The organism is Nostoc sp. UHCC 0870, assembly GCF_022063185.1.
Lineage (GTDB): Bacteria > Cyanobacteriota > Cyanobacteriia > Cyanobacteriales > Nostocaceae > Trichormus.
In genome coordinates, this window is the sequence record NZ_CP091913.1 from 4118880 (window position 1) to 4141817 (window position 22938).

At 41.6% G+C, this 22938-nt stretch carries 17 protein-coding genes; 12 read left to right on the forward strand and 5 right to left on the reverse strand.

The genetic code is table 11. The features are described 5' to 3' along the window. Positions 1-61: 61 nt before the first annotated feature. Together L6494_RS17320 and L6494_RS17325 are read left to right on the forward strand one after the other, a co-directional pair. Complete coding sequence (locus tag L6494_RS17320) at positions 62-1564, forward strand: NADH-quinone oxidoreductase subunit M (RefSeq protein ID WP_237988939.1); 1503 nt, start codon at positions 62-64, stop codon at positions 1562-1564. Between the two features lie 200 nt (positions 1565-1764). Further along, a complete protein-coding gene (locus L6494_RS17325) occupies positions 1765-2895 on the forward strand; it encodes a CO2 hydration protein (RefSeq protein WP_237988940.1) in 1131 nt (376 codons plus the stop codon). Positions 2896-2957: 62 nt separating this feature from the next. On the opposite strand, the gene L6494_RS17330 is transcribed toward L6494_RS17325, so the two are convergent. Beyond that, positions 2958-3680 (reverse strand): Uma2 family endonuclease, encoded by a 723-nt coding sequence (locus L6494_RS17330; protein ID WP_237988941.1) that lies wholly within the window; start codon positions 3678-3680, stop codon positions 2958-2960. Between the two features lie 227 nt (positions 3681-3907). Here L6494_RS17330 and L6494_RS17335 point away from each other — a divergent pair, with 227 nt between their 5' ends. Continuing rightward, on the forward strand, positions 3908-4924 hold the full coding sequence (locus L6494_RS17335) for a serine/threonine protein kinase (protein ID WP_237996100.1): 1017 nt from the start codon (positions 3908-3910) through the stop codon (positions 4922-4924). Between the two features lie 62 nt (positions 4925-4986). Further along, complete coding sequence (locus L6494_RS17340) at positions 4987-6351, forward strand: serine/threonine protein kinase (protein WP_237988942.1); 1365 nt, start codon at positions 4987-4989, stop codon at positions 6349-6351. Positions 6352-6552: 201 nt separating this feature from the next. Here the strand turns inward: L6494_RS17340 and L6494_RS17345 are convergent, their stop codons facing one another. From L6494_RS17345 to trpS, 3 genes are all read right to left on the reverse strand, one after another. After that, on the reverse strand, positions 6553-7296 hold the full coding sequence (locus tag L6494_RS17345) for a Uma2 family endonuclease (RefSeq protein WP_237988943.1): 744 nt from the start codon (positions 7294-7296) through the stop codon (positions 6553-6555). 298 nt (positions 7297-7594) lie between these two features. Then, positions 7595-8530: a methylenetetrahydrofolate reductase gene (locus L6494_RS17350; RefSeq protein WP_237996102.1), complete on the reverse strand. Its 936-nt coding sequence runs from the start codon at positions 8528-8530 to the stop codon at positions 7595-7597. A 245-nt stretch (positions 8531-8775) separates the two neighbouring features. After that, positions 8776-9783 carry a tryptophan--tRNA ligase gene (gene trpS, locus L6494_RS17355; RefSeq protein WP_237988944.1) on the reverse strand — a complete coding sequence of 336 codons (1008 nt, stop codon included), beginning with the start codon at positions 9781-9783 and terminating at the stop codon, positions 8776-8778. Positions 9784-10068: 285 nt separating this feature from the next. Between trpS and L6494_RS31185 the strand changes: the two genes are divergently transcribed. The 4 genes from L6494_RS31185 (at position 10069) to L6494_RS17380 (ending at position 14264) form a co-directional block, all read left to right on the forward strand. Next, on the forward strand, positions 10069-11058 hold the full coding sequence (locus L6494_RS31185) for a CAP domain-containing protein (protein WP_442946963.1): 990 nt from the start codon (positions 10069-10071) through the stop codon (positions 11056-11058). Between the two features lie 237 nt (positions 11059-11295). Next, positions 11296-12234, forward strand: coding sequence for a prolyl aminopeptidase (gene pip, locus L6494_RS17370; RefSeq protein ID WP_237996104.1), 939 nt, complete (start codon positions 11296-11298; stop codon positions 12232-12234). Positions 12235-12621: 387 nt separating this feature from the next. Beyond that, positions 12622-13218, forward strand: a complete 597-nt coding sequence (locus L6494_RS17375; protein ID WP_237988945.1) for a PEP-CTERM sorting domain-containing protein — start codon at positions 12622-12624, stop codon at positions 13216-13218. 305 nt (positions 13219-13523) lie between these two features. After that, entirely contained in the window at positions 13524-14264 is a 741-nt protein-coding gene (locus tag L6494_RS17380) for a DUF429 domain-containing protein (RefSeq protein ID WP_237988946.1), read from the forward strand. A gap of 198 nt (positions 14265-14462) precedes the next feature. Here L6494_RS17380 and glgP read toward each other — a convergent pair whose 3' ends face one another. After that, the gene (glgP, locus tag L6494_RS17385; RefSeq protein WP_237988947.1) at positions 14463-17027 is read right to left on the reverse strand and encodes an alpha-glucan family phosphorylase; all 2565 of its coding nucleotides are present in this window, start codon (positions 17025-17027) and stop codon (positions 14463-14465) included. Positions 17028-18080: 1053 nt separating this feature from the next. Between glgP and L6494_RS30880 the strand changes: the two genes are divergently transcribed. The 4 genes from L6494_RS30880 to L6494_RS17400 all read left to right on the forward strand — a co-directional run bounded on the left by L6494_RS30880 (position 18081) and on the right by L6494_RS17400 (position 22884). Continuing rightward, positions 18081-18209 carry a hypothetical protein gene (locus L6494_RS30880; RefSeq protein WP_269139263.1) on the forward strand — a complete coding sequence of 43 codons (129 nt, stop codon included), beginning with the start codon at positions 18081-18083 and terminating at the stop codon, positions 18207-18209. 567 nt (positions 18210-18776) lie between these two features. Beyond that, positions 18777-19472: an acyltransferase gene (locus L6494_RS17390; RefSeq protein ID WP_237988948.1), complete on the forward strand. Its 696-nt coding sequence runs from the start codon at positions 18777-18779 to the stop codon at positions 19470-19472. 503 nt (positions 19473-19975) lie between these two features. Continuing rightward, positions 19976-20092 carry a photosystem II reaction center protein I gene (locus L6494_RS17395; RefSeq protein ID WP_237988949.1) on the forward strand — a complete coding sequence of 39 codons (117 nt, stop codon included), beginning with the start codon at positions 19976-19978 and terminating at the stop codon, positions 20090-20092. A gap of 203 nt (positions 20093-20295) precedes the next feature. Further along, the gene (locus L6494_RS17400) at positions 20296-22884 is read left to right on the forward strand and encodes a DUF3769 domain-containing protein (RefSeq protein ID WP_237988950.1); all 2589 of its coding nucleotides are present in this window, start codon (positions 20296-20298) and stop codon (positions 22882-22884) included. The last annotated feature ends 54 nt before the right edge of the window (positions 22885-22938 follow it).

The window sequence follows — 22938 nt, forward strand, 5'->3', positions numbered from 1 at the left end:
TTTTGAATTTTGAATTTTGAATTTTGAATTGAATAGTCACCTGTCACCTGTCCCCTTCTTTATGCTAAGTGTCTTAATTTTTGCCCCATTATTGGGTGCGCTGTTAGTTGGTTTATTCCCTGCTGGCGTGAATGGGAAAATTTCCCGGAGTATCGCGTTGATTGTTGCAGGATTAATTTTCTTGTGGACTGTCATATTGGCTAGCCAGTTCAATCCAGGGGAAGTTAATCAACAGTTTAGTGAGTTTTTACCCTGGATAGATGCGTTGGGATTGAATTATAATCTAGGAGTAGATGGGCTATCCTTGCCTTTGCTGTTGTTGAATGGATTATTGACTGGCATAGCTATCTACAGCACCGATGAATCTCTACAACGTCCTCGGTTTTATTACTCCTTGATTTTGGTGTTGAGTGCTGGAGTAGCCGGAGCATTTATTGCTCAAGATTTACTGCTATTTTTCTTGTTTTACGAGTTGGAATTGATTCCCCTATATCTGCTAATTGCTATTTGGGGTGGTGCGAAAAGAGGTTACGCCGCTACAAAATTTCTCATCTATACTGCGCTTTCGGGAATATTGATTTTAGCTAGTTTCTTGGGTATGGTATGGCTGAGTGGTGCTGATACCTTTGCTTTATCAGCATTCGATGCTCAATCTCTACCGTTAGCAACCCAATTGCTACTCCTAGGGGGAATTTTAATTGGTTTTGGCATCAAAATGCCCCTAGTTCCCTTTCACACTTGGCTACCAGATGCTCACGTAGAAGCTTCTACGCCGATTTCTGTGTTACTGGCTGGTGTATTGTTGAAATTGGGGACTTATGGCTTGTTGCGGTTTGGTATGGACTTGTTACCAGATGCTTGGGCATATTTAGCCCCTTGGTTAGCAGTTTGGGCAGTGGTGAGTGTGTTGTATGGCTCATCCTGTGCGATCGCTCAAACTGACATGAAGAAAATGGTAGCCTATAGTTCTATTGGTCACATGGGCTATATCTTACTCGCCGCCGCAGCCGCCACACCATTAAGCACTTTGGGTGCTGTCATGCAGATGATTAGCCACGGGTTAATTTCTGCCATGCTGTTTTTATTAGTGGGGGTTGTGTATAAAAAGGCTGGTAGCCGTGATTTAAATGTGATTCGTGGACTACTGAATCCAGAACGGGGTATGCCTTTAATTGGTAGCTTGATGATTATAGGTGTAATGGCTAGTGCTGGTACTCCGGGAATGGTAGGATTTATTTCAGAATTTATTGTATTTCGCGGCTCTTTTGCTGTATTCCCGGTACAAACTCTGGTATCAATGCTGGGTACAGGTTTAACGGCGGTTTACTTTTTAATTCTCGTCAACCGTGCCTTTTTCGGACGCTTGTCTGAGCAAGTGATCAACCTACCTAGAGTTTACTGGAGCGATCGCATTCCTGCCTTTATCTTAGCTGCCCTGATTGTCGTTTTTGGTATCCAACCTGGTTGGTTAGTACATTGGTCTGAACCCACTATCACCGCTATGGTAAACGTAGAACATACAGTTGCCACTGTTTCTTTAGAGACAACAAAAAGCCAAAACTAAATGTTTGGAATAAGGGTGTGGGGGTGTGGGGGTGTAGGGGTGTAGGGGAAAGAAAAAATATCAATTATTCTTCCCTTATACCCTTACACCTTCTGAACAGGAAAAGTCTTGTTATTAGTAAATAAATTACCAAGTATCAACTATCTAGTAATTAACAAACATAATTTTAAAAAAATATCTTTATTTCTTGGAGAATTAAAATGGTAACTATTAAAAAGAAACAAAATCATAATCCTTTAGCTGAGTATATTAAACGCCTCCAAACAGGACAAGCGTTACTGGCAGACAGTCCACAAAATGTCTTAGAAGTTGTAGGTATTCTCAAAAGCTATGGGGTAATTATAGATGCTTATTCAAATAACTTGATTTATATTTCTGAAAATCAGTTTTTAGTATTTTTCCCATTTTTTAAATATTTTAATGGTGAAATTAATTTACCAAAATTACTTCGTCATTGGTGGCATGACAGAATTAATTTTGAATATGCAGAATATTGCATGAAAGCCATGATGTGGCATGGTGGCGGCGGTTTAGATGCTTATTTAGATACTAAAGAATTTCAAGAAAGAGCAGAAGCAGTTATCAAAGCAAAATTTGGCATCAATCCCTTGATAATGGGTTTGAATCAACTGTTTCCCGACTTTTTAACTGAACAGTTACGGATGTCTGCTTACTACAGTGGGTTGGGACAATTTTGGCGGGTCATGGCTGATATTTTTCTGAACTTATCAGACCGCTATGACCGAGGTGAAATTAAAACTATTCCCGATGTTGTAGAACATATTAAGGCGGGGTTAGTAGCGGATGCTTTAAGGCCAATTGCCTACGCGGTGAAAATTAACAAAAAAGTCTATGAAATTATTCCTCAAAGTTTGGGGTTGACTTTTTTAGCAGATACCGCAATACCTTATGTAGAAGCAGTATTCTTTAGAGGTACGCCATTTTTAGGAACAGTTTCATACAATGCCCAAGGTTATCAAGTTCCACCTGATCAATCTCGATTCCAATATGGGGCATTATACGCTGATCCGTTACCTATTGGTGGTGCAGGTATTCCGCCTACCCTGTTAATGCAGGATATGCGTCATTATCTACCAGAGTATCTGCACGAAATTTATCGGCGAGGTTTACGGGGAGAGGATGATTTGCGTGTGCAGATTTGTATGACTTTCCAAAAATCTATGTTTTGTGTAACTACAGCAGCGATTTTGGGATTGATGCCTTATCCTGCGGATAGTGAGGAAGCATCTGAGCAAGAGGCTAATCGAGTTTATTTAGAAAAATGGATGGATAGGTTACAAACTTCCCAGTTGCTGAATGTGAATAAGTAAGGTTGTGGGGGTAAATTTAAACGCAGAGGGGGAAGGAGGTAGGCGCAGAGTCTCGCAGAGAATTAGGCTTCTGGTTCAACGCCCAAAGAACGCAATTGAGCAATCAGGCGATCGTTTCGTTGACGTTCCTGTTCGGCTCTTTCCTCACCAGTCAACAACAAATTACCTTGCGAATCCCACCAGCGTAGCCAAGGTAATTCGGCGTTTTGATATTCGCCCTGCCAAATGCCTAACTCAACTCCCAAGGGCAGAATAGGATAATGTCCATGCTCAGTTGCTGCTAATAACTGATATTGCCCACCAATTAATTCATAAACTTCCACGCTGGCTTTATTGACTTCATAAATGCCATAGAAGGGAGGACGAATTACCTGCTCATAAATCCAAAATTTGCCCTTCCAAGGGGTTTTGTCTCGTTCTTCACTACCATCGCCAGAGACAAATTCCAATGCAATCAATGGGGCAATAAACTCTCTCCACAGTACATAAGACCTTCGTGTTTGTCCATCCAGCAATGCCGGTACATTCCCTACATAAAACCAATCTGGTGCTTCTGCGCCTTTTTCTGGGGGGTCAGTTAAACGCCAGTAAATGCCTAAGTCTTGACCAATACAATATTGCCCATCAGGATGTAATTGTTTGAGTACTGGTGTAATTGAATCCGTCAATAAAATGCTTTGAGGATGTTCTTGCCAATTTTTCACGAATGTACCATCAGACTCTGGTAGCTGCGTATGGTCGGGAAATGGGGTGAGGTCAGTATCTAGATTAGTTGCAGAGGTCATAAGATTACCTTTGCAGAGGGTAAGGGTTGTTTTTTAGTTTAACGTGAGTGAGATGAGTTAGGAGGGTGCGTCAGTATGAATAATTTCTAGCTGTAGAGAGACTTTCTCACACTGACGCACCCTACCCTACTTACCCGCCCTAACCTACTATTGTCCTCACAAAGGTCATTCAAGCGTTAACTCTCTCTTGTGTGAAAATGAGTACAAATATTTTGGGAGTTGCAAAGATGGCTTGGGTAGCAGGTGATCAGTTGCAGGGTGGCAAATACACGATTGAAAAGGAGTTGGGAAGGGGACGGTTTGGTATTACATATCTGGTTAAAAACAGGAATAGCGATCGCCTAGTTATTAAAACTATAAATGATAACCTGCTTCAATCTCTTAGTCAGCCGCAACGCGAACGACTAGAGAATATGTTTTTGCAAGAGGTGACTAATCTTACCCGGTGTCAGCATCCGCATATTGTGAAGTTTAAAACACCCTTTAGAGAAGGAGAGTATCCGTGTCTGGTAATGGAGTATGTCGGTGAAGATAGTTTGGCTAATCTTCGTCCAGCAATCCTTTCGGAACAAGACGCACTACGTTACATTCAGCAAATTGGGGAAGCTCTGATAGTAGTACATCAAAATGAACTGATTCATCGGGATGTGCGTCCAGAAAATATCCTGTTGCGGAAGCGAGACGGGAATTTAGAAGCGGTGTTAATTGATTTTGGTTTAGCTCTTGATTTTGATTACATTTTAACCACAAGCCGGACTCAAGAAACATCCGCCGGATTTACACCATCTGAGCTTTCTACTAAAGGTACGATAGCCAAGGCGTATAGCGATGTTTATTCACTAGCGGCTACTCTTTATAAACTGCTGACGGGGAGAACGCCTGTGGATGCAGTCAAGCGCAAATTAGACGGTGAGCATTTAGTTTCCCCAAAAGAATACAATTCTCAGATTAGCGATCGCACCAACAAGGCAATTTTAACAGGGATGCAACTAGATCCCAAACAGCGATCGCAATCGATGAGAGAATGGCTAGATTTATTAACTCAGCCTGAGATAACTGTTACATCTAACACCAAGTCAAATTGGGAACGCAACATTCAGGTTTGGGGAATTATTATAGCTGCGATCGCCGCTATTGGAGGTTTACTCGGAGGACTAGCTGGCTGGATTCCCATTTTTAAAACCACTCCATCTCCTAGCCCATCATTAGTGTCTCCTACTCCATCATCTAGCCAAACTCCGTAGAATTAGCTAAACTCTTATCATCATACTGGCTTTGAACTAATTATTTTTACTCAGAGGTATTCATGCCCTGGATAAAAGGACAAAAATTACAAAATGGTAAATATGTAATTGAGAAAGTCCTGGGACAAGGGGGATTTGGGATTACTTATAAAGCACAGCAAGTTGGGCTAAATCGTGCAGTTGTTATTAAAACACCAAACGAACATCTCAGCTATGATCCAGAGTATGAAAAATACGTAGAGCGATTTATTCAAGAAGGGAAAATACTGGCGCGTCTATCTCAAGATCCCCATCCTCATATTGTAGGAGTAATTGATCTGTTTGTAGAAGGTAATACTCACTGTTTAGTCATGCACTTTGTAGAAGGGGAAAATTTGTTTGAGGTTATAAAACGCAGAGGGGCGTTACCAGAATCCGAGATTGTGCGCTGTATCTGTCAGATTGGGGAAGCCTTGACGATGGTACATCAAGCAGGGCTAGTACACCGAGATGCCCACCCAGGAAACATCATGCTGCGGAAGAATGGTAAAGCAGTTTTAATTGATTTTGGTATTGCCAAGGAACTCTTGCCTCAAACGTTGAGTTCAACGGGTAATGTAGGTAACAAAGGATTTGCACCCTATGAACAGATGACTAGAGGTAGTCGAGAGCCAACAGTTGATGTTTACTGTCTCACTGCTACACTGTATTATGCAGTCACAGGTCAACCACCAATAAATTCTCTAGCTCGTAAGTTAGATAATATTCCCCTCCAGCCACCTAAACAAATTATTCCTCGTATTAGCGAACAATTAAATCAAGCAATACTCAAGGGTATGGCACTGGAGGCACAAGATCGCCCCCAGTCAATGAAAGCATGGTTGGCAATGTTAGAAGCACCAAAAGCAGCACCTCCGCCTCCTGTTGAACCAGTTCATAAAAAAGAAGTTGTTAGTCCTAAACCCAAGATAAAGTTAGAAATTTCTCCACGTAAAGCAATTACTAAGTCACCTAGAATTATTCCCTGGGGCTGGTTGATTGGTATATTATTCAGTTACCTATTGATAGGCTACCTTTTAGTTGCGTCTAACGCTCCGTTCTGGGTTTGGGCTGGGGCTGGGGCTTTGGCTTTGGCTGGGGCTTTGGCTGGGGTAGGGGCTGTAGCTGGGGCTTTGGCTGGGGTAGGGGCTGTAGCTGGGGCTTTGGTTCTTGTGGCTGGGGCTTTGGTTCTTGTGGCTGGGGCTGTAGCTTCGGCTGTGGCTGTAGCTTGGGCTGTGCCTATAGCTTGGGCTGTGGCTGTAGCTTGGGCTGTGCCTATAGCTTGGGTTGGAGAAAAATTACAAACATCCTTTAGCCAGTTTCATACTTTTTTGATTTTGGTTACTACTTCCCTTTTTGGCTTGGGTTTGGGGCTGCTAGTACACCGAGTTTTTAACGGAGTCTCATAACTTCCTCAATGTTGAAGTTTGTGAGGGACAAAGAAGTTCGTAGTAATGACTTTAGTCCTTAAATGAGGACTAAAGTCCTCACTACAAACCAGTGCAATCTCGCTCATCAACAGCATCATCTAATAAATATTCTTTCGTTAGGACATTAAGTTTTAATAATATCGCTCAATAAAGTCTAATTCAGAACCCGTAAAATTTGATTCAGACTTCTGGTTCAACGCCAAGCGACCTTAATTGAGCAATCAGGCGTTCATTGCGTTGACGTTCTTGTTCTGCTCGTTGGCGTTCCTGTTCTGCTCTTTCCTCACCCGTCAACAACAAATTCCCCTGCGAATCCCACCAGCGTAGCCAAGGTAATTCCATATTCTGATATTCACCTTGCCATATACCCAACTCCACACCTAAAGGATGTATGGGATAATGTCCACGTTCATTGGCTGGTAATAATTGATATTGTCCATCAATTAAGTGATAGACTTCTACGCTGGCTTTATTTACTTCATAAATACCGTAAAAAGCCGGATGGATTACCTGCTCATATATCCAAAATTTACCCTTCCACGGGGTTTTGTCTCGTTCTTCACTACCATCCCCAGACACAAACTCTAATGCAATCAATGGTGCAATAAACTCGCGCCACAACACATAAGACCTGCGGGGTTGCCTATCCAGGGAAGGTGGTACATTTCCTACATAAAACCAATCTGGTGCTTCTGCGCCTTTCTCTGGGGGGTCAGTTAAACGCCAGTAAATCCCCAAGTCCTGACCTATACAATATTGACTATCAGGATGTAATTGTTTGAGTACTGGTGTAATTGAGTCCGTCAATAAAATACTTTGGGGATGTTCTTGCCAATTTTTCACAAATGTCCCATCAGAGTCTGGTAGCTGCGTATGGTCGGGAAATGGGGTGAGGTCAGTATCTAGATTAGTTGCAGAGGTCATAAGATTACCTTTGCACAGGGTAAGGGTTATTTTTTAGTTTAGCAGTGGGAAGGGGAGAAGGGTTAAGGCTGTGGTTTTTGTTAACCTACACACTCCCCTTTAAAATCAGAAATGCAGGGTGTTTTCATACAACTAGAGAAAAAATAAACCTAGCTTTCAAAGCCTCTCCCCCCGTGGGGGAGAGGTTTGGAGAGGGGTCAAAATCTCGGCTACAAAACGAAAAATCAAAACTTATGGATTTTTCTTTTTTCGTATGAAACCACCCTGCCCTGTAAAATCAGAAATGCGATCGCCTAGCCTACTTCGCTACAACTAAATCAACAGGCTTCACACCCGCCAAATCTAAAATTTGAGGAATCAAATCTTCCCGCTTGACTGCCATCATGTGGACACCATGACACAATTTTCGCGCTATCTGCACTTGTTCGGCGGCAATTTTTACACCTTCTTCTAGTGGGTCTTTGGCTGTTGCTAACCTCTCAATAATATGCTGGGGTATATTTACACCAGGAACGCACCTATTAATAAATTGAGCATTTTTTGCTGATTTCAATAGAAAAATTCCCGCCAAAATTGGTTTGTTATGGGTTGAAGCTATCTTATCCATGAACTTTTCTAGTTTTTCAAAATCAGTAATTAATTGACTTTGAAAAAATTGCGCCCCTGCTTCAATTTTACGTTCAAAGCGACTTTGCAAACCTGACCAACTGGCACACTGCGGGTCTACGGCTGCACCTGCAAATAAATCTGTTGCACCATCAGTCAAGGATTTATCGTTGCAATCGACACCTTGATTCATTTTCCGAATTAGTTGTAATAGTCGCACTGCTTCTAAATCAAAGACGGCTTTGGCTTCAGGATGATCGCCTGCTTTTACTGGGTCGCCAGTCAAAGCTAAAATATTACGAATACCCAAAGCGTGTGCGCCCATGAGGTCGGCTTGTAAACCGATACGGTTGCGATCGCGGCAAGCCATCTGACAAATTGGTTCAATCCCATTTTGTAACAAAATAACTGAAGCTACCAACGAAGACATCCGCAAAACTGCACGGCTACCATCGGTAATATTGACAGCATGAACCCTCCCCTTAAGAGTCGCCGCCATTTCAATCATGTGGGTGGGATTTCCCCCTTTTGGTGGTGCTACCTCGGCGGTAACTAAAAATTCTCCCGCTTGCGCGGCTTGACGGAAATTATTCAATGTACTATAGCTAGGGCTATGGTTATGTTCCATAACGTTGATAAGTGGTTTCTCTTCAAGGGTATTATGAATCACACCTCAAAGAGAAATTGTTAGGGACTGGGGAGTATTCAATTCAAAATTCAAAATGACGCTCTCTACGAGACGCTGCGCGAACGATGACTCGCTAACGCTGCGCTAACAAAATTCAAAATTAAAGAACCTCTGAGGATTGGGGACTGGGGACTGGGAACTGGGAAGAAGTAGGTGAGAAGAACTCTCTACTCAGCACTCAGCACTCACAAAGGCATTGAATAGCCTAATGCAGCTTTTACATCTCTTAGGGTTTGGTTGGCGATGGCTTCGGCTTTTTCTCTACCATCACGCAACACAGACTCTAGATAACCTTTGTCATCCATGATTTGCTGATATTTTTCTTGGATGGGTTTTAAAGCATTAATTGCTGTTTCAGTGAACAATGGCTTAAATTGTCCCCAGCCCATATCTTGACACTCAGCCGCTACTTCTTCCTTGGTCTTGCTAGAGAGTAGCATATACAACGTTAGCAAGTTGTTGCACTCTGGGCGTTCTGGGTCGTCAAAGGTTAAACCGCGTACTGGATCGGTTTTACAGCGTTTAATTTTATTCGCAATTTGATCTGGTGGATCTAAAAGATTAATCCGGCTTAACTCTGAAGGATCGGATTTAGACATTTTGCGTGTCCCATCTGTCAGACTCATCACTCTCGCGCCTTCCTTACGGATTAAAGGATCTGGCAATTTCAGCACAGGTGTATCCTTAGCGAATTGGTGATTAAATCTGTTAACAATATCCCGTGTCAGTTCCAAGTGTTGTTTTTGGTCTTCACCCACTGGCACTTTATCAGCTTGATAGAGCAAAATATCAGCCGCCATCAGTACGGGGTAGATTAACAAGCCTGCACCGACATTTTCCCCTTGCTTGAGGGCTTTTTCTTTAAACTGAATCATGTCTTGCAGCCAATTTAGGGGTGTGATGCAGTTGAGTAACCAAGCTAGTTCACTGTGGGCTGAGACGTGAGATTGAATAAAGATATTGGAGTATTTTAAGTCAATACCACAGGCTAAATAAAGTGCAGCAATTGTATAACTATCTGCTGCCAATGTCGCTGGATTATGCGGTACTGTAATCGCGTGTAAATCTACGACACAAAAGAAATTTTCATACTGTTCTTGGATTTCTACCCAGTTGCGAATTGCTCCTAAGTAGTTACCCAAGTGTAAGTTACCAGTTGGTTGAACTCCAGAAAGAACACGCTGCTTACCCATAAATTACCAGTTTATTAATCTCAAATACCCACCGTGGAAAGTGGCGATGGCAAAACACCTTTCATTTTGACATTTTCTCATCGTTATTAGTTATTAGTAGAGGGCAGTGGTGTTTTATTGACGCTGATAATTACAAAAATTTCGTTTTATCAGGTTTTTTAGCTTTTTTCGAGGTGATGTGAGCTTTTACACCAATAAGCTATCTCATAGGCTATTTGTTGATTAAAGATGAGTCTGCTTAGATGTAGTGGAAGTTCCTTTCCATGTCTTTAAGACTACCTATTAATGATTCGTACAAACCGCAATAACTTTGTTTTGGCGACTGTGGTGGCTATTGGTGGCGCGATCGCCTGCATCCCATCTTTGGCGATCGCTATTTCTACACCAGCACCAACTCATACACCAAAGTCTTTACCAAGATCCGTTTCTAGCCGCCAACTAGCACAATCTACAATCAACACCGCATCTGTAGAGGCGGCGGTATTTCAACAAATTAACGAATTCCGCACTTCTCAAGGTTTACCAGCCTTAACTCGTAATTCTGCGATGGATAATCAAGCTAGAATCCATAGTCAGAATATGGCTAAGGGTAGTATCCCATTTGGTCATTATGGTTTTTCATCCCGAATTCAGGCGAGTGGTATTTCTTACCAAGGTGCGGCGGAAAATGTGGCTAAAAATCGCGGATATAGTGATCCGGCTACCCAAGGTGTACAAGGTTGGTTGAGAAGTTCGGGACACCTCAATAATATTAGAGGTAACTACAACCTGACAGGTATTGGTGTAGCAGTAAACAGCAAAGGCGAAGTGTACTTAACACAAATCTTTGCTCGTACATCAAGTCAAACTTCCACACCAAATCCTTCCCAGGGTTCAGGTAATACAATCAATACAACATCTGTAGAGACGGCGGTATTTCAGCAAATTAACAAATTCCGCACTTCTCAAGGTTTACCAGCCTTAACTCGTAATTCTGCTATAGATGATCAAGCCAGAATCCACAGTCAGAATATGGCTAAGGGTAGTATCCCATTTGGTCATTACGGTTTTTCATCCCGAATTCAGGCGAGTGGTATTTCTTACCAAGGTGCGGCGGAAAATGTGGCTAAAAATCGCGGATATAGTGATCCGGCTTCCCAAGCTGTACAAGGCTGGTTGAGAAGTTCAGGACACCTCAACAATATTAGAGGTAAATACAACCTGACAGGTATTGGTGTCGCAGTAAACAGCAAAGGCGAAGTTTACCTAACACAAATATTCCTCTACAAAAAGTAGGAATTATTGGTTGATTCTGCGGCAACAAGTATATTCTGAAGTTACCTAAGTAGAACGGCGTAAATAATTAAAGGTTTGTAGTAAAGACTTTAGTCTGAAAAGAAGGACTAAAGTCCTTACTACGAACTTGATTACAATAACTTCAGATAGTTAGGTTTATTACCAACGACGTACTTACATCGTACCTTAAATACGGTGTAGGATTCTTATATACATAGAAAATAATTACAGATGAAAATGCGTGAACTTTATCCACTTATACAACCTTATCAAGAAGGAAAGTTACAGGTTTCTGAATTACACACGATTCATTTTGAAGAATCAGGTAATCCCCAAGGTAAACCCATTATTTTACTGCATGGCGGACCTGGTGGTGGATGTCCGCCATTTTATCGGCAATATTTTCATCCTGAAAAATGGCGTTTAATTATGTTTGATCAGCGTGGCTGTGGTAAAAGTCAACCCCATGCTGAGTTAAGAGAAAATACCACTTGGGATTTAGTTAATGATATTGAAAAACTGCGATCGCATTTAGGGATAGAAAAGTGGGTGGTTTTTGGTGGTAGTTGGGGTAGCACTTTATCATTAGCCTATAGCCAAACCCATCCAGAGCGTTGTTTAGGGCTAATTTTACGCGGTATATTCTTGCTCAGACAAAAAGAGTTACGTTGGTTTTATCAAGAAGGTACTAGTTATCTTTTTCCTGATGCTTGGGAAGAATATCTCAAGCCAATTCCTGTAGATGAGCGTGATGATTTGCTCACCGCTTATTATAAACGTTTGACTAGTCCAGATTTACAAGTTAGGCAAGAAGCGGCGCGGGCTTGGTCAATTTGGGAAGCTAGCACTAGTAGATTATTTACAGATACCCAGCTAATCCATAATTTTGGTGAGGATGAATTTGCTGATGCCTTTGCTCGCATTGAGTGTCATTATTTTATTAATAAAGGTTTTTTAGAAACCGATGATCAATTATTATTAAATGTTGGACGGATTCGACATATTCCGGCTGTGATTGTGCAAGGACGTTATGATGTAGTTTGCCCGATGATATCAGCTTGGGAATTACATCGTGCTTGGCCAGAAGCAGAATTTATTGTTGTTCCTGATGCTGGACATTCGATGAGTGAAGTGGGGATTCGTAGTGCTTTGATTGCGGCGACAGATGAATTTTGATGTATTTTATACTTGATGGCAAAAAGAAAATTGTCTTCTCAAAAGAGACGCACTCAAATCAAGTAGGCTTTTCACATCAGAATATAGCGTTTCCTAATCACATGAGGTATATCATAGCCCCCTCCTTGCTTGCTCTTAGGGGGTTGGGGGTAGGTTCTTGTACCTCACTAAAGTGAGAACCGCTATAAGTGTCTAAAAACACATTGTAAATTTACGGTTAAGCAATTAAGCTGTTATGTGAAGGTTGTTTGAGTTTTTACTTAAAAAACTTAAATTTCCTTGTGTTTTTTTGAGAATTTTGAAAGAGTAAAGGTGATCAATCTTACGAATAAGGTTGTTCTCTAGATTCAGATATTGACTGAGTTTATCAACTTTGGAGTCATAACCATGAAAAATATTTTCACCAAAATTGTGGCGATCGCCGCAACCAGTGCAGCTACTGTTACACTTGCTTCTGGTGTAAACAATCCGGCTCAAGCGGTTGATTTCAACTTTAACTGGCAAGGTAATGCTGGCTATTCTGCAATAGGTTCATTCAGTTATGATGAGACTACAGCACCAACAATTATTTCTGAAAGTGGTGCTGGCCCGACTAATTTTTTACAATCGCTGAATGTCTCTTTCTTCGATCCATCTAATAATATTTTGGGGACTTATAACACGGTTAGTGCTGGAGTATCACAATCTAATTTCTTTACTTTCAACTTTGATACTTCTACTCAGTCATTGTTTGGCCCCTTTAACATAGGCGGTGGAACTGGTGTAATTGGAGAATATTTCTTTTCGGGAACGGTTGGTGATTCTTTAAGATTGCGTATGGATGTTGATCAACTAGGAACATCAATATTAATAGATGAAAATTCTGGTTCAATTCAAGTATCCTCAGCTTCAGTTCCTGAACCTACTGCTATTTTGGGTTTACTAGCACTTAGTGTGTTAGGTATAGGTTCAAATTTAAAGAAAAAAAATCAACTATCTTGTTAGAAGTTGCTGTTGTTTAATTAAGTTTTGTTATTCTTTTAAAAGAGAATACATCATCTATTAAAAGTGTGTTACTGCTAAGATTATAAGCAAACATCTTCCAGGTATTAGCTTAGTTTAATCATATTATGATAGCTACACCTTAAAGAAGTTTGCTAGACAAAATTTCAGTCACACACTTTTTTTTGTCAGCCATATCATAAAATCAATCTTATTATCAGCTATTGTGAAATTCCCGGTTTGATTGGAAGGGTCAACGATTTCCCATTCTTCAGTTACGGTTGCATCAGTTCTGTTATGTGCAGTTTATGAAATTTATTGGGATTGATTTTGGTTGGAAGTCTCAACCGAGTGGTTTATGTTGTCTGCAATTAATTGAGGGCAAATTAGAGATAGTTGACTTAGAACGGAAAGATGCGATCGCACACATCTTAACTTGGATAGATACCTGGGTAGAACCAAACCAACCAGCACTCATCGCCGTAGATGCGCCTACTCTCATTCCTAACCCTACAGGTAGCCGCCTTCCTGATAAACTAACTCACAAATATTTCGGTAAATATCACGCCGGCTGTTACCCTGCCAACCAAAATCTTCCCTTTGCAGAACGCACGATTAATTTTGGCTTAGAATTAGAATCCCGTGGCTTTGCCCATGCACCGGAAATTACACCACAAACGCCGGGTAGATATCAGATAGAAGTATTTCCCCATCCCGCCATAGTCAATTTATTCGGCTTAGAACGGATTCTTAAATATAAAAAAGGGCGTATCAGTGAACGCCGCTTAGAATTAATTAAACTTTATCAATATATTGTCGAGATTCTGCCCAAGTTTGAACCATTTTTGTGTCTTGGTGATTTGCTGACTGATGAAATTCCCTACACAGGAGCAGAACTCAAAGCCACAGAAGATAAACTAGATAGCCTGATTTGTGCTTATGTGGCTGCTTACTGGTGGTATTGGGGTGAACAACGTAACTTGGTGTTAGGCGATCGCACCACAGGTTACATTGTCATCCCTAAATCAGTGCTGAGTGCTGAGTTATGAGTGCTGAGTTTTGAGTTTTGAGTTATGAGTTTTGAGTTGTAATTCAATACTCAAAACTACCCACACAAGAGTAGAACTCAAACCTACGAAGATAAACTAGATAGCCACTCATTACTCATTACTCATTACTCACTACTCATTACTCACCACTCACTACTCACCACTCAGCACTCAGCACTCAGCACTCACTACTTACTCTTACTCAGCCCAAGCAATCAACCGAGGTTCATAAGCACTAGACAAGTGTGGGTGTTTTGGTAATACCCGCAAGGACAAGCCTTGTAAACCAGAGTTGGTGTAAATGATATCAGCAGTGTAAACGCTTAATCCTTGAGTATCTTGTCCTTGGTAATCCATGACTACAGGGACAGCGTTGACAATATCACCGTTGGCATCAATTGAACCTTGATATAGTTCTACTTGCAGATCGTCATTTGTTAAAGTTGCCAAGTCAACCTTAGCTTTTACACCAACGATTTGATTAACTTCAATGTCTGCTGCGACAGATACGTCAATATCTTTGATTCTGATATTAAACCAGTGTTCGCCGAGTTTATCTTTCCAATCTGCTAGTTCTTTAGCTGGAACATAGTTGTCAGAGCTTAAGGTATGGTAGCGATCGCTAGCTGAGAAGTAAGACCTTTGTGCATATTCTCGCACCATCCGCGCTGTATTGAAGAAAGGACAGTTCAACCGAATTGCATCTTTCATTTTGGCAACCCAAGGACGGGGTAAGCCATCAACATCCCGGTGGTCATAGAATAGGGGGACTACTTCTTTTTCCAATAAATCATAGAGAGCGTTGGCTTCTACTTCATCTTGGTAGTTGGGATCTTCGTAGTTTTCGCCGTGGCCAATTGCCCAACCTGTGCGGACGTAATCGGCTTCATCCCACCAACCATCTAGGACACTAAGATTAGGCAATCCATTCATGGCTGCTTTCATCCCGCTAGTACCGGAAGCTTCACGGGGACGACGGGGTGTATTTAACCAGATATCACAACCGGCAACCATCAACCGAGCAATGTGAATATCATAGTTGGGAACAAACACGATATGTTTTTCTAAGTGTTGTTCTGTGATGAAATGGTTGATTTCGCGGATGAGTTCTTTACCGGGAATATCTTTCGGGTGTGCCTTCCCAGCAATGACGAATTGCACTTTCCGCCCTTTATTGCCTAATAAGATCCGCTTAATGCGTTCAATGTCACGCATCCACAGAGTAGCACGTTTGTAGGTGGCAAACCGCCTAGCAAAACCGATGGTTAAAACATTGGGATCAAGGACTTCTTGGGCTTGGGCAATTTCTGAGGAGGATGCACCGCGATCATGTAAATGCTTGACTAAATGATCCCGTACATACAGAATCATATCCAAACGGCAACGCTCGTGATTGCGCCACAACTCTTCATCAGGAATAGCATCCATGCGTTCCCACAGGGGGCTATCAGGTGCGGCTGATGACCAATTTGGCCCTAAATAGCGATCGTATAACTCCTGAGTGGGTTTGGCGACACAACTACGAGCATGGACACCATTGGTAATGGCTGTAATTGGTACTTCTTCTACAGGAACTTTTTTCCATAACCCTTGGAACATTTGGCGCGACACTACACCATGTAGTTGGGCAACACCATTAGAACAGGTTGCCATCTTCAAGGCTAGCACTGCCATACTGAAGGGTGCGGATAAATCACCTGTATTCTCCCGTCCCAGTCCTAAAAATTGCTCTTTGGGTAAGTCAAAAATATCTGCGTAGTAACCCAAGTAGTGAATAATTTTGTCGGGAGGGAACAAGTCAATCCCCGCCGGGACTGGTGTATGGGTGGTAAAGATATTGCTAGACATCACCACTTGTTTAGCTTGCGCGTAGCTTAATCCCTGCTCTTGAATCAAGATGCGGATGCGCTCTAGGGCTGAGAAGGCGGCGTGACCTTCATTCATGTGGTAGGCGGTCACGTCATAACCCAAAGCTTTTAATAGCTGTACACCACCGATACCCAGCATGATTTCCTGGTGGATACGCATATCGATGTCGCCACCATAGAGCTGATCTGTGATGTCGTGGTCGTAGGGGTTGTTTGGTTCAATGTTGGTATCCAGCATATACAGGGGGACTGTTCCTACCTGTACCCGCCAAACCCTAGCGTACACCTTGCGCCCTGGATAATCTACGGCAATCCGCAGTTCAGAACCGTCAGCATTGCGTTCTAGGTGCAAGGGCATATTGTAGAAATCGTTAATAGGATAACGTTCCTGCTGCCAGCCATCGACATTGAGATACTGAGCAAAGTAGCCTTGCTGGTAGAGTAAACCCACGCCTACCAGAGGTAAACCCAAGTCACTGGCAGATTTGAGGTGATCCCCTGCCAGTACACCCAAGCCTCCAGAGTAGATAGGTAGACAATCTACCAGTCCAAATTCAGCCGAAAAATAGGCGTAGCATTCCTTTGGTTTCTGACTGCGTTGTTTCTGATACCAAGTGTGTTCTTGCAAATAGTCTTCTAATTGACGAGCGGCACGATCCATTTGCGCCAGGAAGCCTTCATCTTCGACTACTTCCACAAGCCGCGCTTGGCTGATCGTACCTAGCATTAATACTGGGTTGTGATGGCTAGATTCCCATAAATCGGGGTCTAAACGGCGAAATAAATCTTTAGTCTCAACATTCCAATCCCAGTGTAAGTTGTGTGCCAACTTCCGCATTGGTTCGAGTCGTGACGGTAGAGATGGAGAAACGTTGAATGTGCGAATCGGCTGCATAGGTTAGCAAAGTTCCTAGTTTTAGCTATGGATATTGTTGACTGTCTTTACCCAATGTTGCCAATTCTTTATACTATGTTTGTAAAAATGCCATGACTTTGTTAAGCATCGAAATTTACACGCATCTATTGGCTATTAGTTCATACTAATAGTATTTTGCTATATGCTCACACTGAAAATTTATAATTAAATTTATTAAAATTTAATTATTTTCTGAATATATTCCCAATTATGCAAGGATTTTCCGGATAATCCTTAATTTTATTTTATATAGTTGCTAATTTACGCTTTTTCTAGTGATCCCAAAATAATAATTATATTTATTCAAGAATGTGGATCAAATCTGTTATCAAAGCGATCGCCTCACTGGCCGTTATTAAATTTCATGTCCCTAGAGATACTTAATCCTGGGTATTTTTTTACATAGTAAGAGCAACGGCGGTAGCCAAAGTCATTTCTGCTGTTACTTGATTAGCCCGATTGATCCTAGATTTATTTTCCTGATGGAGGGAAATTAATTGAGTAAGCTTTTTGATGATGTGATTCTCGCTGTCATTTTCCTGATGGGACGGTCTTTAACCGTCGGTCGGTCATCGCACGTTGCAAAATAATCAACGCATCCACATCTTCTAAGTCATAATTGATTGGCAGGAGAGTTTTAATTTTACGTTTGAGTATTTAGTATATTGTCCTGATTCCTCATTCTCAAGGTAGACCCCAACATCTGCTTTGCCTAAAACAAGGGCGTAAACATCTATCTTCTCAATTACTGATAAACGAGACACATTATAATTTAGCCAATAGCCATTTATTAATCAGAAAAAATGTATTTTTATTTACAGACAGAAAAATATAAATATTTAACCATATGTCATTAATAATAGTCTTGAGTCTCCACTTTATACTATGTGGTGAATATTAAATAAAATTCATTTATTAGAGTTGTTCCACATAAAATAAAATGTGTTATGCTGATAAGCAATTATTGCCAAAAAGCATTCATCTAATTAAAAGTGTGTTTTGTCGTTAGTTTATAAATCATCTGTGTGCAACATGATTAGAGCAGAATACTCTAGAAATTCGTTGCAAGAAAGTCGTCATAGCGATCGGGGAAAAGCTTACTTGTTTGCACCGATGGTAAATTTTAATGTGATGGCTGAAGTGGGAGATACTCCACCTTAACTTGTTTATATTTGAAATCAAAATAACCAAGATAGATACAACACAAATATAATTTGTGCGTGCAGGTAAAACTTTTCATGCAATTGATACAAGCTGTACAAAATTTAGTGGTGTTGACTCAATCTTGTTAAGTTCGGCGATAAAATGACTGGCTTCACAATTAATCGTCATTTGATTTTTGCCTGTTTGTACTAGCATTACTTGTCTAGCACACCCAATTTTATAGCTGAATAGTCTGAAACAAGCCCTGTAAATACTTCAGTCTTGATTTGTTACTGAGTGCAATTATGTTGTTGCACTTATAAATTAAGACTGTTATAAATTATTGCGTTTTCAGCTAAAAGCAGAACAATTTACTCAATTGATATACGGAAAATCTGTATATCAATTAGGGAATATTTTTGATAAATACCCATGTCTTAAATCCGAAAATTTTCAGGGATCTGGATTGCTAAAAAGAGGATTTATCACTTCATGGATATGGGTATAAGTGTCACTACCACAGCCAAGAATACACCATCAATAAAGTCCCCACCTTATTAACACCATTCATCTGATAATTAGGTCATGAATAATCAGCAATACAAATTAAAATGGCAGCGTTTTCAAGAACTCTTAGCCATCACTGCTTTCGGAGATATACCCACATTAGCCTTTGGTACAAAATTAAGAAATATCGTTTATAGACAGATTTTTGGTCAGATGGGTAGTTCAGTCTATATTCAAAATGGAGTCGAATTTATCAGCACCTCCTCTATTGAGATTGGTAGTGGAGCATACATACTTAAAGGTGTACGTATAGATGCCAAAGGACACCCCAATAACAGAATTCGGTTAGGAGAAGGAGTATGGATCGAGCGTAATGCTGATATAGGGTGTTTGAAAGATACTTGTATTGATATTGATATCGAGACTTTCATTGGCCCTAGTGTCTGTATTGTTGGCCCGGGAGACATTAAAATTGGTAAGCGTTGTCTGATTGCGGCGCATTCAGGAATATACGCTAACAATCACAAGTTTGCAGACCTGACACTGCCAATTAAATACCAAGATGTGACCCGCAAAGGAATAGTAATTGAGGACGACTGTTGGCTAGGACATGGAGTCACAGTATTAGATGGTGTCACTATCGGTAAGGGTAGTGTCATTGGTGCAGGGGCAGTAGTTAATAAAGATATACCTGCCTTTTCCGTAGCTGTGGGTGTACCTGCACGGGTAATCAAAAGCAGATTAGCAAAAGCCACAGAACTTGCTAGTCAATAGTCATTAAATATAATCTACCTGGAAACCTTAGCTGTTAGTTCACGTCTTAACTTCAAATAGAAACAGCGATCGCAATTAAGGACATCTACCTTTTAACTTGTCGGCTAGACACCACTGGGTACTTAACTATCATCGTATTCCTCTCCAAAAGGAACGAGTTGTGGGTAATATAAAGGAGCTTTACTAAGTAGCCAAATTGTTAGCTAAATCTGCTTAAAGATATCTAAAAAAAGTAGCGTTAAGTGCTGTAAAATCATAGTATGTCCGAAAACCAAGGACGCACAAACCAATCAGCTTTTTAGTTGAAAAACAAAAAGTAAGGTCGGCTTGACCTGAACTTAACGCCTGTGGACAAGAAGTAGCCTTCTACCTTGGAAGAAGCAGGAAGAAATCACTAAACCTAGTTTTACTAAGTTTAGATAAGTATTTCAGAGCAGCTATCTTTTCTGCATGGCAGATACTGAGAAAGAGCTTCTTTGTCATAAATTTTGGAGAGATCACCGATGGTAAGTTTAAAAATCGCTGTTTATATTGTGGTAGCTTTCTTCGTGGGTATTTTTATATTCGGATTTTTGTCAAATGACCCAGCTCGTAACCCCGGTCGTCGGGATTTGGAGTAGGCACATAGACAAAGTATCTGTGACTGCCGGAAGCTAGAAAACACCAGATGTTCCAGACACTGGCTGCTAGGTTTTTTCTTTGCAGTTTGTGTCTTTTTCCGGAAAGCCTGCTGTATGTGAGCAGAAAGCAAAAGTCGGAAAGGACAAGGTAAATTCGTCCTTCCGGCTACTAATTGGCTATTTGTTAGGTTGATCGTGTTCCTATGCTTCACCCAGTTCTACCCCCAACACCTCCTCCTCTTGTTGAACCCATACAACCGGCAAATTCCACTTTATCTGCGAGTAACAAGCAGTTTTCTTCAGTTGGCAATGTTGATAACAGCACCCCAAATCACCAGGAAATTTCCCCAGCACAACCGGAAACACCACCTCAACAATTCCCCATCCAAAATATTGACCCTGAAAAAAGTGAAGGGTTAAAACTTAAAGTTGTTAATGCAGCCTCACCCAATGAAGATGAGCAACCAATGGTGGAGGTTAGGGAAGGTGCTGCTCACAATCATCAACCAGATAATCTATTAGCCGATAAAAAATCACCAGTATTTACCAGTCCACCAGAAACCTTTGCTCCAGAATTTTCCCCTCTAACTACTCATAGTGCGACCAATTTGGGACAGCCTTTGGTAATTGGTTATCCCATTCAGAAAAAAGCAGACTCGCTCACCCCGGTTTCCCCTAGTTCCAGTAGTCAAGAAAAACCTGTTGTCACCGAAAATTTAACTAAGCAAGAACAGAAAGAAAATATCACCGTACAAAAGTCTGGGGATAGCATTAATCTCTCCGTCTCTGCTACTGATAGCGCACCTACAAACCAAGAAATTGAAAATGTCATTGAGTTTAAATCCCGCAACCCTACAACCCCATCTTCAGTTCCATCATCTATAAAATTTCCCTCAAGTAACCCACAAGCTCAATCTGCACCAAACACCCCACCAGTCCGAACCAGAATTGTAGAAATCACATCAGATCGCCAAGAATACGACGAACAAAGGCGAATTGTCACGGCTGAAGGTAATGTGGTGGTGCGATTTGATGGTGCGGTAGTAGATGCCGATCGCGTGCAGGTTAATTTAGATAATTTAATTGCTGTCGGTGAAGGTGATGTTGCACTGACAAGAGGCGACCAAGTATTACGGGGACAACGTTTTAGCTATAATTTTTTGCAAGACAGTGGCGACATAGAAAACGGTAGTGGTGAAATTAACGTCCCTTCCGCATCACAAGATTTTGCTTTCTTACCCACTGATATCACAGGCGGAGGAGTCCCACTAGACCCGCCGAGCGATCGCATCCGTGCCAATCAACCCACTACAGGCGTTAGCAGTCCCGGTGGAATTGAATTTACTGTTGGGGGTACAGCAGATGCGAGGAATCTTCCCCCACCAAAATCAGGGGGTGAGGTAAAACGACTGCGGTTTGAAGCGAGACAAATTGAGTTTTATCCCCGTGGTTGGCAAGCTAGAAACGTCCGCATTACTAATGACCCTTTTTCACCCCCAGAACTAGAGTTACGGGCTGATAAGGTGACAGTAACAAGGGAAGCTCCCCTAATTGACCGGATTACTACCGAGCGACAACGCCTAGTATTTGACCAAAACTTTGTTTTACCCATCCCCGTCAATCAGCAGACAATCGACCGCCGAGAGCGAGACACAACGCCTTTGATTGTCTCCCCTGGCTTCGATGGTACTAGGCGGGGTGGTTTGTTTGTAGAACGTGGTTTTACGGTAATTAACACAGACCAAACACGCTTGCAGATTACGCCACAGTTTTTTGTCCAGAAAGCAATACAAGGTAATGCTGATCCCGCCTCACTGTTTGGAGTGAAAGGTAGGTTAAATGCGATTTTGAGTCCCAAAGCTATCCTTCAGGGTACTGGAGAGCTAACTAGTTTTGACTTGGACGAGGTAGACGAGAATTTAAAGGCCAGTTTGCGGTTACGCCAAACCTTGGGTGATGTTAACCCCCACATTGTCAATTGGGAATATAGCTACCGCGATCGCCTCTATAACGGTACACTAGGTTTTCAAACTGTTCAAAGTAGTTTGGGGGGTGTGATTACTTCTCCTGTCATCGCCCTAGGAAACACTGGGGTTAACCTCAGCTATCAAGCAGGCGCACAGTATATTAACGCCAACACAGACCGCCAAGACTTGTTAGAACCAAACAGGGAAAACGATCGCATCTCCCTAGGACGCTTCCAAACTAGTGCGGCTCTCAGTAAAGGATTTTTACTGTGGCGAGGAAAACCACTAGCACCTACTGCCACAGAGGGATTAAGATATACACCCACACCCGTAGTTCCTTACGTGCAAGCGATCGCAGGTGTCACTGGAACTAGTAGTTATTACACGAATGGCGATAATCAAAACACTCTCATTGGCACAGTTGGCTTAGTCGGGCAAATAGGACAATTTTCTCGCCCATTTTTAGACTATACAGCTTTTAATATCACTTACTCCCAAGGTTTAAACAATGGTCTATCACCCTTCTTATTTGACCGCTTTGTTGATAATAAAGTTTTGGGTGCGGGGATATCACAACAAATATATGGCCCTTTCCGCTTGGGCTTTCAAACATCAGTTAACTTAGATACAGGGAAAGAAAGCAGCACTGACTATATCTTAGAATATAGCCGCCGTACCTACGGCATCACCCTACGCTACAATCCTGTGCTGGAATTAGGTGGATTCAGCATTCGCATTAGTGACTTTAACTGGACTGGTGGAACAGATCCATTTTCTGATGGCGAAGTTAGATCAGTAGTTGGTGGTGTCCGAAAGCAGAATTAACATTAGTTATTAGTCATTAGTCATTCGTTTCTCTATTCTCCTCCCCTACTTCTT